This is a genomic window from Marinobacterium lutimaris, assembly GCF_900108065.1.
Taxonomy (GTDB): Bacteria; Pseudomonadota; Gammaproteobacteria; order Pseudomonadales; family Balneatricaceae; genus Marinobacterium_D; species Marinobacterium_D lutimaris.
The window spans coordinates 1,772,072-1,784,314 of the sequence record NZ_FNVQ01000001.1; the positions used below are offsets into that span (position 1 = coordinate 1,772,072).

14 protein-coding genes are annotated in these 12,243 nt (G+C 55.9%); 7 read left to right on the forward strand and 7 right to left on the reverse strand.

All coding sequences use genetic code 11. The features are described from left to right. Positions 1-70 precede the first annotated feature (70 nt). The 7 genes from C4S72_RS08200 to C4S72_RS08230 all read left to right on the forward strand — a co-directional run bounded on the left by C4S72_RS08200 (position 71) and on the right by C4S72_RS08230 (position 6,324). Positions 71-1,063 (forward strand): aldo/keto reductase, encoded by a 993-nt coding sequence (locus C4S72_RS08200; protein WP_235009076.1) that lies wholly within the window; start codon positions 71-73, stop codon positions 1,061-1,063. Between the two features lie 122 nt (positions 1,064-1,185). Continuing rightward, on the forward strand, positions 1,186-2,214 hold the full coding sequence (locus C4S72_RS08205; RefSeq protein WP_104002527.1) for a TRAP transporter substrate-binding protein: 1,029 nt from the start codon (positions 1,186-1,188) through the stop codon (positions 2,212-2,214). A gap of 17 nt (positions 2,215-2,231) precedes the next feature. Further along, entirely contained in the window at positions 2,232-2,744 is a 513-nt protein-coding gene (locus tag C4S72_RS08210; RefSeq protein ID WP_200826699.1) for a TRAP transporter small permease, read from the forward strand. After that, complete coding sequence (locus C4S72_RS08215; RefSeq protein WP_104002528.1) at positions 2,741-4,027, forward strand: TRAP transporter large permease; 1,287 nt, start codon at positions 2,741-2,743, stop codon at positions 4,025-4,027. Before C4S72_RS08210 ends, C4S72_RS08215 begins: the two co-directional genes overlap by 4 nt. Before the next feature lie 72 nt (positions 4,028-4,099). Next, a complete protein-coding gene (locus C4S72_RS08220; protein WP_104002529.1) occupies positions 4,100-5,014 on the forward strand; it encodes a helix-turn-helix domain-containing protein in 915 nt (304 codons plus the stop codon). Between the two features lie 77 nt (positions 5,015-5,091). After that, a complete protein-coding gene (locus C4S72_RS08225; RefSeq protein WP_104002530.1) occupies positions 5,092-5,598 on the forward strand; it encodes a hypothetical protein in 507 nt (168 codons plus the stop codon). Positions 5,599-6,117: 519 nt separating this feature from the next. Further along, a complete protein-coding gene (locus C4S72_RS08230; protein ID WP_104002531.1) occupies positions 6,118-6,324 on the forward strand; it encodes a hypothetical protein in 207 nt (68 codons plus the stop codon). 256 nt (positions 6,325-6,580) lie between these two features. Here the strand turns inward: C4S72_RS08230 and C4S72_RS25630 are convergent, their stop codons facing one another. From C4S72_RS25630 to C4S72_RS08270, 7 genes are read right to left on the reverse strand one after another with little or no spacing between them, the layout of a single operon-like run. Further along, on the reverse strand, positions 6,581-7,108 hold the full coding sequence (locus tag C4S72_RS25630; protein ID WP_146071879.1) for a hypothetical protein: 528 nt from the start codon (positions 7,106-7,108) through the stop codon (positions 6,581-6,583). 12 nt (positions 7,109-7,120) lie between these two features. Beyond that, positions 7,121-7,858, reverse strand: a complete 738-nt coding sequence (locus tag C4S72_RS08245) for a LamG domain-containing protein (RefSeq protein WP_104002534.1) — start codon at positions 7,856-7,858, stop codon at positions 7,121-7,123. Further along, a complete protein-coding gene (locus tag C4S72_RS08250; RefSeq protein ID WP_104002535.1) occupies positions 7,858-8,505 on the reverse strand; it encodes a hypothetical protein in 648 nt (215 codons plus the stop codon). The genes C4S72_RS08245 and C4S72_RS08250 overlap by 1 nt, the downstream gene beginning before the upstream one ends. Next, positions 8,495-9,457 carry a hypothetical protein gene (locus tag C4S72_RS08255; protein WP_104002536.1) on the reverse strand — a complete coding sequence of 321 codons (963 nt, stop codon included), beginning with the start codon at positions 9,455-9,457 and terminating at the stop codon, positions 8,495-8,497. Before C4S72_RS08255 ends, C4S72_RS08250 begins: the two co-directional genes overlap by 11 nt. Continuing rightward, positions 9,458-11,257 (reverse strand): hypothetical protein, encoded by a 1,800-nt coding sequence (locus C4S72_RS08260; protein ID WP_104002537.1) that lies wholly within the window; start codon positions 11,255-11,257, stop codon positions 9,458-9,460. Next, the gene (locus C4S72_RS08265) at positions 11,254-11,682 is read right to left on the reverse strand and encodes a hypothetical protein (protein WP_104002538.1); all 429 of its coding nucleotides are present in this window, start codon (positions 11,680-11,682) and stop codon (positions 11,254-11,256) included. Before C4S72_RS08265 ends, C4S72_RS08260 begins: the two co-directional genes overlap by 4 nt. Next, complete coding sequence (locus C4S72_RS08270; RefSeq protein WP_104002539.1) at positions 11,682-11,951, reverse strand: hypothetical protein; 270 nt, start codon at positions 11,949-11,951, stop codon at positions 11,682-11,684. The genes C4S72_RS08265 and C4S72_RS08270 overlap by 1 nt, the downstream gene beginning before the upstream one ends. Between the last annotated feature and the right edge of the window lie 292 nt (positions 11,952-12,243).

A 12,243-nucleotide genomic window follows, 5' to 3' on the forward strand; every position in this document is an offset into this window, starting at 1 on the left:
CTTTGACCGGCTCCTCCCCCCGGGGCCGGTTAATTCCCGTTACACCCTGCAGCAAATGAGGTCCGCACTGATGACTACGACTCTGGATCAGAAGTTCTCCAACCCCGGCATCGGCCTGGGCTGCATGAACCTCTCCCACGCCTACGGCACGCCGGTGGCGGAAGACGAAGCGATCAATGCGCTGCATGCCGCGTTCGATATGGGCTACCGCCATTTCGATACCGCCACCCTGTACGGCGGCGGCAAGAACGAAACCCTGGTGGGCAAGGCACTGAAACAGAAGCGCCAGTCATTTTTCCTGGCCAGCAAGTGCGGCATGGAAATCAGCCAGGAAACCGGCAAGAAAGAGATCAACGGACGCCCGGAAACCATCAAGCGCCAGTGTGAAGCCAGTCTGCGTCGTCTGCAGACTGAAACCATCGACCTCTACTACCTTCACCGCCTCGACCCCAATGTGGCCATTGAAGAGAGCGTAGGCGCACTGTCCGATCTGGTACGCGAAGGCAAGATCGGCGCTATCGGCCTGTCCGAAGTGTCCGCCGCTACACTCGCACGCGCGCAGCAGGAACACCCCATCGCCGCGCTGCAAACCGAATACTCACTCTGGTCCCGCAACCCTGAGATTGCGGTACTTGAGCACTGCCGTAAGACCGGCACCGCATTTGTCGCTTTCAGCCCGCTGGCACGCGGCTTTTTGACCAACACCCTGCGTGACGTCAGCACGCTGGAAGCCAAGGATATCCGCAACAACATGCCGCGTTTCAATGCGGACAACTATGCGGAAAACCTGAAATTGCTCGACGAATACACCCAGATCGCCGAAGCCACAGGCTGCACCCCGGCCCAGCTGGCACTGGCCTGGGTTCAGGCACAGGGCGATTTCATCGTACCGATTCCCGGCACCCGCTTCGCTTCCCACATGGAAGAGAACCTGGCCGCCGACGAGGTTTCGCTGGACCCCAGAACGCTGGAGCGTCTTAACGCGCTGATCAACCAGAGCACCGTTCACGGCCCGCGTTACAGCGAAGCCCAGCAGAAAGAGATCGATACGGAACAGTTTTAATGAAAAGCCAAAGGGTCTGTAACCAGGCCCTCGCTGTACCCCAACAACATCCTAACTAAACGATAACAACCATAATAATAACAATAACTTGGAAAGGCATAACAAGACACGAGGCGAAACCTATGAAAACAATTATGAAGACGGCCGCGCTCTCCGCTGCAATTGCAGCCTCCAGCTTTGGAACCACCCAGGCGATGGCTGCCGATTACACTCTGCGTTTTGCACACTTTTTCCCGGCCGTTGCTGATGTCAGCAAGGACGTGTTCCAGGAGTGGGCGAAAACCGTAGAAGAAGAGTCCAATGGCCGTATCGCCGTAGAGATGTATCCTTCCTCCACCCTGGCCAAGCCGCCGGCGCTGTATGACTCCACTGTCAACGGCATCGCTGACATGGCTGCAACCGTGCAGGGCTACACCGCCAACCGTTTCCCGCTGACCCAGATCGTCGAACTGCCGGGTGTTGTTAAAACCGCAGAGCAAGGCTCATGCGTCATCCAGAGCCTGTTCGACGAAGGCCTGATCGCCGACGAATACAAGGACACCAAGCCGCTGTTCCTGTTCACCCACGGCCAGGGCCACTTCCACCTCAAGGACACCGTGGTTGAGAAGCCGTCTGACCTGGCCGGCAAGCGCATCCGCCGCCCGACCTCCGTGGTCGCTAACCTGCTTGAAGAACTGGAAGCTCAGCCGGTCGGCATGCCTGCGCCCGAGTCTTACCAGTCCATGCAGCGCGGTGTTATCGATGGCGTCGCCCTGCCCTGGGAAGGCATGAAGTCCTTCCGCCTGAACGAACTGGCCAACACCCACACCGAAATCGGTGGTCTGTACAGCCTTTCCTTCGTGGTGACCATGAACACCCGTGTCTACAACTCTATGCCGGATGACCTGAAAAAGGTGATCGACGACAACTCCGGCATGAAGTGGGCAGAGAAGACCGGCCTGGTATTCGACGCACTGGACGAAGCTGGACGTAAAGACGCCGTAGACGCAGGTCACACCATCGTCACCATCGAAGGCGGCGGTGAGAACCCGGACTGGAAACCGGTGCTTGATGCAGCGACCGAGTCCTACCTGAGTGAGCTGGAAGAAAAGGGACTGCCCGCTCGTGACGTGTACGCACGGACCATGGAACTGGCAACTAGCTGCCAGTAACACGAACGGAGTAACCCATGAAACAGATTACGCGCCTGGTCGACGCTGTTGCATTCTGGATGCAACAGCTTAGCGGAGTGCTAATCGTTGCGATGATGGTGACGGTCCTTCTGGACGTCACCACACGCTTCGTCTTCAAAGTGACCGACGGTGGTATCGATCTCACCTTTATCGGCGGTATCGAGATCATCAAGTACGGCCTGCTGTTTACCATTCTGTTCGCGCTGCCTTACTGCGTGGACCGCTCCCAGGTGGTTGTCGACCTGTTCACCGAGCGTCTGAGTGACCGTAAAAAGTCGTTCCTTGAGGGGATCTACTTTCTCGGCTACACCCTGCTCGGCGCCGGTATGACAATCCGCTTCTATGAAGCTGTGCACGGGGCGGTCATGAGTGGTACCACCACCCAGGACCTGCTGATCCCGATGAATTACATCTACGCACTTACGATGTTTGCTACTGGCATGCTGGCGATTCGCGCCCTGCTGGTCGCCAAGCAACGTCTTTGTACAGCAATGGGGTTTAGCGCATGAGTTCTGCCACTATCGGTTTGATCTGCATCTGTCTGATGCTGGTCATGATGGCGCTGCGGGCACCTATTGCCTTGTCCATGGCAGCCATCGGTTTCGTCGGTTTCTCCTGGATCATCGCGTTTGATCCGGCGATGGCCATTCTTGAGAACGGCCCGTTTGAAACCCTCTCCAACTACAGCTTCAGCCCCATCCCGATGTTTATCATGATGGGTGTGTTCGCCTCACGAGCGAAGATGTCTGACCAGCTATTCTCCGGGGCCAGGGCGCTGTTCGGCGCCTGGCGCGGCGGTATTTCGCTGGCGGCGATTCTCTCCTGCGGCATCTTCTCAGCGATCTCCGGATCCTCCGTCGCGACTGCGGCGAGCATGTCTCGCGTGGCACTGCCGGAGATGAAGAAGCACGGCTATGCCGACTCCCTGGCCACCGGCACCCTGGCTGCCGGCGGTACGCTCGGCATCATGATTCCGCCGTCTATCGCACTGCTGCTGTACGCCCTGATCACCGAGCAGTCAGTGGGCGATATGTTCATCGCCGGTATGATTCCGGGTATTCTCGGCCTGGTACTTTACTGTGTAACCATCAGCGTCCTGGTCAAGTTCAAACCGGAACTGGCGACACCGGGTGAAGCGACTACCCTGCGCGAAAAGCTGATTGGTCTTAAGGGTCTGATCCCGTTCACTGCCGTGTTCGCAATCATCATCGGCGGTATCTACACCGGCCTGTTTACACCGACCGAAGCGGCCGCCATCGGCGCCTTCGCTACCCTGGTCGTTGCCGTCTGGCGCGGCATGAACTTCGAAGAGTTCCGCGAATCTCTGCAGGAAACCATGATCACATCGGCAATGATCTTCTTCATGATCATCGGTGCCGAGGTGTTCGGTTACTTCCTCAGCGTGTCGCGCATCTCCTTCGAGCTGGTAAGCTTCGTCGACAGCCTGAACCTGACACCGTTCATGATCCTGATCTGCGTACTGATCCTGTTCATGCTGCTTGGCTGTGTCATGGACAGTATCGCCATGCTGCTGCTGACCGTACCGGTGGTTTACCCGCTGGTTGAAGCAGCCGGTTTTGATCCGATCTGGTTCGGTATCGTTGCAGTTATCACCGTGGAACTTGGCCTGATAACGCCCCCGGTGGGGATGAACGTGTTCGTGATAAAAGCGTTCGCGCCCGATATCTCTATCGGTTCGATCTACAAGGGTGTTATGCCCTTCGTAATCTCCGATATCGTGCGCCTGGCGCTGATCATCGCCTTCCCGGCACTGGCGCTCGGTCTGCTATAACGTAGATCAGACCCAGCTGACCCAAGGCCGGGAGGCCTCCCCTCCTCCCGGCCTTCTTATCTGGAGAGGCATATGAAAGCAGAGTCTCTCGGCAAAGCCGTATCCGGCAGCATCTCCAACTTCGCGCTCTACAGCGAAGCCCAGTCTGCGGACGATCCGGAATTTATCCATATCGAGGATATTCCCAGCCGCGCCCGCCTGTTTGACTGGACCATCAATATTCACACCCATCCGCGCATGTACCAGCTGGTCTATGTTCGTACCGGCCAGGTTCGCATCCATATCGACGGCGAAGAGCGTAAAGAACCGGCCCCCTGCATCATCACCATTCCGCCCTCAGTGGTGCATGGCTTTGAGTTTGGCCGTGAAACCACCAACGGCGCCGTCATTACCGTCTCGCAACTGGTGATCATGGATGAGCAGTTCCAGCGCGATTTCCCGTTTGTCGAAGAGATGCTGCGCACACCGCAGATCGTGCCTCTAGGCCAGCACCCCGGTGATACCGAGTTTATCGGCCAACTGATCACACAGATGGAAGAGGAGTACCACGAGCGCCGTACCGGCAAAAAGCAGATGTTCGAATGGCTGCTCTACTCACTGATGCTCAAGGTTGGACGCCGCATCCAGGCCAGCCGCCGTGCCCGCGACGAAGGCCACTACGAGCGCCTGTACAGACTGCTGACCCAGCTCGTCGAGCACCACTACCGCGAGCACAAACCGGCCACCTTCTACTCCGAGGAACTGCATACCACCACCACCTCGCTAAACCGGGCCTGTACCGCCGTGGCCGGCAAATGCCTCACCGAACTGCTGCACGACCGCCTGACCCTGGAGGCACAACGGATGCTGATCTACTCCTCAGTGCCGGTCTCATTGATCGCCTATGACCTGGGCTTCAACGATCCGGCGTATTTCTCCCGCTTCTTCAAGCGACGCACAGGCATGGCGCCGATAACCTTCAGAGAGATGCGGGACAGAGACGAATAACCGACAGCAGCGCCAGATAGCGTTTTTCACTGAGTTCGTTATGATAGCGGCACACTCGCCGGTATCGATTTAACACCATGAAAAACATACGCTTTTATCTTTTCCTGATGGCAATGCCACTCATTACCACCGCTGCGATTTACTGGCTGAGCCAAACCACCAGGGTCGATAACGGCGCCACATTCCTGCTCACTTCTCTGCCCTATTTCTTCTTTATCTACTTTTACGGCCTGTTCGACTGGAGCCCGTTCGCCTGGGCCGAGCGTATCCGAGAGAAGCACGGAAAATCCGCCTGCGAATTTTTCAAAAAGGCCGGCTTCGCCTCCATAGGCGTCAGCGCATTTCTCTACCTGGGGTCCGATCAGATATTCCAGAGCCTGGGCTTCACCCGTGTCGATGTAGACCGCACCAGCCACACCCAGACGCCCTACTACTATCAGCGCGACCCATCGGAAAAGGCCAAAGCTGAACAAGAGGAAAAAGAGCGCAAAATGTGGGAAGAACTCAATGCAGCGCTGGAGAAGCGCTTTGCCGAAGAGGATGCCGAACAGGCAAAAGAATCCGGCCTCTCTGAAGAACAGTAGGCATCCACTTTACTGCCAGCCTAACTAGAAGCGTTTTGGAAAGTTGTGAAGGCACAAACAAAAACAGCGGGTCGCTTTCGCTAACCCGCTGTCTTTGTAAAGAATTTGGTAGGACTAAGCAGACTCGAACTGCTGACCCCCACCATGTCAAGACCGTGGAATATCAGCACTAAGCTATTGATAGCATTGAAGAATAACGCTTATTCACGGGTGTAAAAATGCGCCATTTCCGCTCGTTATAGATCAAATACTTAGCTGCGCCAGCAATACTGTATATTGCTAACGAATCTTCCGGTCGAGCACCTCATTACGAGTGAGGCGCTCGATTCGCCATTCCGCTTTGCTGATCAGCGACTTGCGGAAGCGATGCGTCCTAAATCTTTTCTGATGGTTGGCTGCAAGCGCCTGATATGGCTAGATAGCAGGTGGCCTTTTAGGACACTATTTTATTAATTATCGAGGCAGGTCATGCGCCCACCTATATATTCAGCAACACCAACGACATGGGTCGATGCCCAAATGGCGATTCATCCGTCAGATGCCGTGAACAGTGCCCTCTTTCTTGGCGCGATGCTCAAGATAGCTGCCGACTGGCCAGACAAGTCGGTAGTGGAGAATCTGATGATGAATCAACTCAATCTGTACTTCGTCGCCAATACTATGGATCTTGGCGGAATCCCTGTAGAAAACGACCTGGTTGAGGCTATGCTCAGCGCCATCTCATGAGCAAATGCCCACACCTAGATGAACCACGATTCATAGCCCTGGTCGATAAAATGGTCGAGCGGTACGAACAGAAGCGTGCTGCGGGTGAGGATCGGATCGAAATGAGACTTCAGGCAGGCGCCGGCGAGGCTTACAGCAGCTGGCCGGCGATGTATCTGGAGGAGATTTTAACGGCGAAGGGATATCGGGTGAATGTCCGGAGCTGGACCGGCGCTGGGTTTACTTCTGAGATTGAGGTCGAGACGGAGTAGGTGCCCTACTCTTGAGGATCGATCGGCAGGTAGTTTGCAAACTCAATGGCGTTGATCTGGTCGATCGCGTCCACAGCCGCCAGATCTACATCGGCCAGGGCGCGCATGGCGGCCTGTTTGGCGGCAAAACGGATGCGGTATTCAGCCCCCACGGCAGCCGCCACCGCTTTGCCTTCGGCCAGGGTTAGGGTGTGCGGGTCGTTGTTGATATCGAACAGGGTCACTGTTGTTGCGCCGTCGAACTCCTGCAGCTGGACCTCGCCATTGATCGCCATGGCGGAGTCAAAACCTCCATTCCAGATAGTACCATCAGCCAGCGTGACCGGTTCGCGGTAGCTGATTTCAGCATCATATCGAACAGTTGATTGCTGACGAGATAGAACCCGCTCAGGCGTCAGTGCAACAGGATCTGGAGCAACTTGAGTCCACGGTCCGTCAGGCCAGTTTTCAGGATGCGCCTTCGGTATTGATGCACCAAGGTGTTTTGTAATTTCTCTGTGTGTACCGGCAAACGTGCCGTTTGTGTATTTCATTCAATGTTCTCGTTATTCATTTGGGAAAGTAGATGTTGGCAACGTAAAGGAATCCGTATAACGAGCAACGCCAATAGTCAGCCTGAAATCGTCTACCCAGCCTGAATAAAAACTAGTAGGGCCACTCGTTGGCGTATCTATTGATCCTATAGAAAATTGAGCCGATACGTCATTTAGTGTGGAGTTTGCCCCTCCTTGAACCCCGTCTAATGTGCCATTAATAAAGCAACGGAGTACTCCAGACTCTCGTGTAACAGCGACATGTTGAAAAGCTGTTGTTGACAGCGTACCTGATGAGGATACTGTATAGATGGTAGTAGTACCTCCGCGCAAAACAGCCTCAAGCTGTCCTACTGTATTTATGCGCAGCTGTAACGCAATTGCCGAAGATGAAGAGTCACTCTGTCTTGAAGCTATTACCCTATATGTTCCGATCACGGCACTGGGCTTAATCCAGCACTCAATAGTAAAATCACTAGTGCCGATATTATAAGCACTTGATGCGCTACTAAGGACATTAGAAGCTCCATCGAAGTACCCAGAAGCTCCTCCGAATTTACTTTCATCGGTGTCTATCTGCGCGGAGCCAATCGCCACCCACGATCCGCCGATTTCATCGGCGAACATAGTGCTTGTATTAGCCCCATCCATATGAAGAAGCGCAGCAACGTTCGCAAAGTATGGATCCCCGCTACCATCACCGCCACCGCCAGCTAAACCTGCCGCTGCCCGTGCCATGTTATGAAACATTAACTCCAGCCCCCGCAGTCGAACCCAACGACCTCGTCGCCGTCGTGTGTGAACTCCAGATAGTGCGTCGCCTTCAGCTCAGGGGTGGTGCCGTTTGACCAGTGCCCAAGCCCCGTGTAACCCAATGCGTAGGTGTCGCCACCGATGACCTTGTACGACACAGATTGCCCAGCGCCCAAATCAGTAAGGTCCAGCGTCGTGTTCGCCGCTAGCGTTAGTTTCTGTTTCCCGCCTGTACCTCGGTCAAGAGTCGCACCTGAAGCAGCATTAATGGTCTCCGCGAACTCAGTGATAGTGCCATCGACCAGCGTTCCTCCAGATGTTGTCATTAGCCCTGACACATCGGGAATGCTGTCCAGCGTCGAAGCGGTGACAACAAGCCTCATGATGTCGCCCACTTCCCAATCAAGCGCGATCGTTCCGTCGACGCCCCGGGTGACCGTGCCATCATAGGCCCAGTCGATAAGCTCAGCTCTAGTCATCACGACTTTGCCGTTAACCGTTTCTTCACGGCACACAAGAAAACGATAAAAATCACCAGAGGCAAGCGCATCTGGTGCCGTGCCGACAGAGATGGCTGAATCTGCTGCCAGCACGGGCGCCGTTATAAGCGTCGAATAAAAATCCATTCCATACTTACGCGCCATTTACATAACCCCCTGTTGAGCCTGCCGGCAAAATTTCAGTGCGAATACCGTTCTCGTCATATTTACCACCCGCGTTAATTCCAGTCGGGTCGTAAATGATGTACCCCTTATCCGCTGTCGCGCACATCGTTCTTTCTTCACCTGAGTTGTTGCAGATGGTGATGCACTCGTTGCAGGCTTTTGCTGCGGCAGATGCATCTGTGTCGCAGGAGCTGGCGGTAATACAGCCATTCATCACGGTGTATTCGGTGAGGTCATCAGCCTCCCAAGCGTCACCGATAGTAGTGGGCGCTTCGACCACCTGGCAGTAATCCTCGGTCGATGCGCCGCACGCAATCTTTGATACATTTCGCGCCTGGTCAACCGGAGTTCCGTTTACTAACTGGTGCACGATTATTCCTACATCTCCAGCGCCTTCAGGAATTCCACTGGTAATGGTGTAGCCGTTATATGTAAAAGTATTGCTGCCAACGGTGTACGGGTACGCATCCGCCGCCGTCAGTTCGATGGTTTCATGCAGGGTCGCGGCCGGTACTGAGGGCGCATACACCAGGTTTGCGGAGAAGTAATAACCCTGTTCCCACGTCTCATCGACATACTCGTTTTTACACGTCTCGATCTGGGTAAACCCCGCCGGGCTGAAGTTAATCGCCGCACCGTTCGGATCACTGCAAAGATGCCACTCCTCATCCGCACACAGTCCGCCGCCCATGTCCGTTGGAGCATCGCCTTCGATGCTCTGGCATTCCTTTTCGAAAGGGGATTCGGTGCCGTCGAGGTCGCCTGAGCAGCAGTCCTTATACTGCTCTTCGTCGGCTGCACCACCGATCTGCAGGTACAGGCCGTCAATGCCGCCGCGGTTACGAATCAGGCGAAGTAGGCCGCGGATCTCTGGGTCGTCTTTTGCCATGCGCTGGATAGCTTTTTTGATGCGCGCGTCAGCGAGTGCCATTTAAAATCCGTTCACCAGGGTGATGTTGTTGATTTCCAGCGGGAGATCACAGGAGGTCGTAGCGATCGCCGGCATCAGTTCGTCGGTATAGTCGGGCGGTATCTCAGCGACGTTGATATCGAACGCCCTGACCTCGCTGTCTGGGTTGTATTCGGCTGTGCTGATCAGTTCGATATTGGCCTCGGGGTACCCGGGTGCCACCGGCGCTGCCCAGTTTTCAGCAGGGGCTGCCACGCCGGTATCCATGTAGCTGATCGCCATCCTGATATTCGTGCGGCGGATGCCGTCGCCGATGGTGTATTCAACCCCGGTGCACTGGCCGGTCGAGTCGACGATGCGGTTGTCGTGCCGGATGATGTTGCCGAGGTCCACGGGGATAATGCTGTGCACCGTGGCGCCGACTTCGCTCTGCCGGTGCGCCTCGATCAGCTGTTTTTTGCCGATCCGGTAGGCAGCCTCGAAAGCCCTGGCGAGATCGGTGCGGCGGTTATCGGCTGCAGACTGGTAGGCGGCCTGGCTGGCGGCGGCGTCGAATTTGCCGAGCTCTCTGTACTCATCTTCCCAGAGCGCTTGATCGTACTCGGTATCGATGGAGTAGTTGGCCTCGCTGCCGTCGATTACCTTGCCGTAGGCATCCACCGACTGAGGCGCGGTGATGATGATCTTATAAGACTCGGTCACCGGCTGAGCCACGCGGCGCACGATGCTGGACTTGAAGCCCTGGCACCAGGTATCGGCAGAGGTCATCAGGTTGTCGAAGACAAACCCACCATTGCCCGCGCGCTCCAGCGGATAGATAGAGAAGCTGACCGTCTCCCACGGGTCGAACGACTGGGCCTTGTCTATCATCAGATCGCGGCGGAATGCCTTGTAGTCGATGATGTCACGGGGGCCAAACTGGGTAGAGAATTGCCCGGTCACCAGGTTGCGCTCTTTGTAGACGTCAACCTCGCTGGAGAAGGTGCGCAGCAGTGAGTAGCGATAATCCAGGTTGATCGTAACGCGGTTGATGACGGTGCTGCGGGTCTGGAATTCCGTTGTTGGGTCTTCGTAGGCCACCTCAGCGTTTGTCAGGGTGAGGTCTACCGGCTTGCCAGCAACCCCCCAGGTGTAGAACCGAAGATTGCCGGCACGGTCGTAGCCGATGGAACCGGGCACGGTCTTCATCACTTCGGTGACGTACTCGCGGCCGGTGGCGTCTTCGACTTGGGTGGCCGGGCTGTAGATGCCTCCGGTCAGCGCCAGGATCTGGCCGCCATCTTCGTCGCCCAGCTGCTCGTCACGCAGATTGGTGCAGGTGAAATCTATGCCGCGCTTGGTGCGGTTGTGGCGGGCAGTCTCAATCCAGCCGGTGAATAGCGGGAACACCTCTGAGGCGGCATCGCGCGGATCGGCGTGCGTCGTGATGAGGATCTTTTTGCCATGGAACGCCGGGATATTGATTATCGATTCGATCTCACGAAAAACGAAAATTCGCGCCGTGGCGTTCTGATCCTCGTTATATGACGCGGAGACGTTCATCTCGGTATCGCTGGAGTAGTCGATACCGTTGATCCAGACGTAGGCGGCGGGCGGTTTCGGCGGCTGTTGGCCAGCAGTCACCACGCGCTGCTGGAATGTGATCAGATCGGCGGCGGGCTCGATCTCGCCTACCGACTGTTCGAACACGATCAGATCTTCGGCGGGCTCCACTTCACGGAACTTCACGTTCTGGTTGAACTGGATCAGGTCGGCTTCTGGGCTGATAATTCCCAGCTCGCCAGCAACAGCGCCGACGCCGATTACGCCTGAGCCGATCATGCCGCAAGCGCCACTGCTTCAGGCTTACGCAGACGCAGCTCGACCGATACGCCGGCAGACGTTACCGCATTAGTCACACGAACGTGAATCGGGATCGCATTGGATACGCCAGACAAAGGCGCTACTCCCAAGCTCAACGGCGCGCCAGCGGCAGCGCCATCCAAGCCGCCCGCCGTCAGCGCGGTTTTGATCTCCGTAGCCTCGTGGCCGCTGCCAGGGGTACTATCGACAATGGAAAGATTGACGTTGCCGCCGCCCAGCATGACCAGCTTATAAGCGCCGTTATCAGCTGGATCACGCTCGACATCGGCGAAGTAGAACACGTAATCGAGCGATCCCTCCGAGTGATCGGAGTAATGCACGGTCGACAGCACCCCGCTGAACACCTGGGTGCAGGCGGCATCGGTGTAGAGCTTAAAGGCCATTATTCGTTCTCCAATTCACCAAGCGACTCGACGGCGTTTGTGTAGGCGCTATCGACAACCTCATGCTCACTCATCGCCACCCAGTAATCGTCAGGGCATTTGGCGCCCATGATTCGCGTCTTCGCTGGCAGGAAACATCCGCACCCGATAGGCCACGGCTTGCACGTCATGGTGAATTTCACGTACTTCTTGCACTCGTTTGTCTGGCACACCTTGAGACGCGCCTGCTGAATCAGCGACTCTTCAGGCGTGAGTTTGATCAGGCTCACTTGAGCAAAAGCTCCCACGGGAGGTTTCCGAAAAGGTATCCGGTTGCAAATATCAGCCCGACTGACGCCATCATGAAGAAGCGCCAGGCCGGAAGTTTGGTGGTCATAATTCGCACCTCTCTCATGAACTTGCTAAAATTCAAGGACGTTCTCCTCATAGTTTAGGTATGGGGATGGAATGAGAAGCCCTCGGAGTCTGCCAACTCCGGGGGTTTCGTTTTTTGGGCATTAAAAAACCCGCTCAGCGGCGGGTTTCTTCACGAATTTTGGGCACAAAAAAACCCGCTTTAGG

Bases quoted from the DNA above. Each gene is read 5' to 3' on its own strand.
- C4S72_RS08200 (WP_235009076.1), top strand. From the start codon at position 71: ATGACTACGACTCTGGATCAGAAGTTCTCCAACCCCGGCATCGGCCTG.
- C4S72_RS08205 (WP_104002527.1), top strand. From the start codon at position 1,186: ATGAAAACAATTATGAAGACGGCCGCGCTCTCCGCTGCAATTGCAGCC.
- C4S72_RS08210 (WP_200826699.1), top strand. From the start codon at position 2,232: ATGAAACAGATTACGCGCCTGGTCGACGCTGTTGCATTCTGGATGCAA.
- C4S72_RS08215 (WP_104002528.1), top strand. From the start codon at position 2,741: ATGAGTTCTGCCACTATCGGTTTGATCTGCATCTGTCTGATGCTGGTC.
- C4S72_RS08220 (WP_104002529.1), top strand. From the start codon at position 4,100: ATGAAAGCAGAGTCTCTCGGCAAAGCCGTATCCGGCAGCATCTCCAAC.
- C4S72_RS08225 (WP_104002530.1), top strand. From the start codon at position 5,092: ATGAAAAACATACGCTTTTATCTTTTCCTGATGGCAATGCCACTCATT.
- C4S72_RS08230 (WP_104002531.1), top strand. From the start codon at position 6,118: ATGGCGATTCATCCGTCAGATGCCGTGAACAGTGCCCTCTTTCTTGGC.
- C4S72_RS25630 (WP_146071879.1), bottom strand. From the start codon at position 7,108: ATGAAATACACAAACGGCACGTTTGCCGGTACACACAGAGAAATTACA.
- C4S72_RS08245 (WP_104002534.1), bottom strand. From the start codon at position 7,858: ATGTTTCATAACATGGCACGGGCAGCGGCAGGTTTAGCTGGCGGTGGC.
- C4S72_RS08250 (WP_104002535.1), bottom strand. From the start codon at position 8,505: ATGGCGCGTAAGTATGGAATGGATTTTTATTCGACGCTTATAACGGCG.
- C4S72_RS08255 (WP_104002536.1), bottom strand. From the start codon at position 9,457: ATGGCACTCGCTGACGCGCGCATCAAAAAAGCTATCCAGCGCATGGCA.
- C4S72_RS08260 (WP_104002537.1), bottom strand. From the start codon at position 11,257: ATGATCGGCTCAGGCGTAATCGGCGTCGGCGCTGTTGCTGGCGAGCTG.
- C4S72_RS08265 (WP_104002538.1), bottom strand. From the start codon at position 11,682: ATGGCCTTTAAGCTCTACACCGATGCCGCCTGCACCCAGGTGTTCAGC.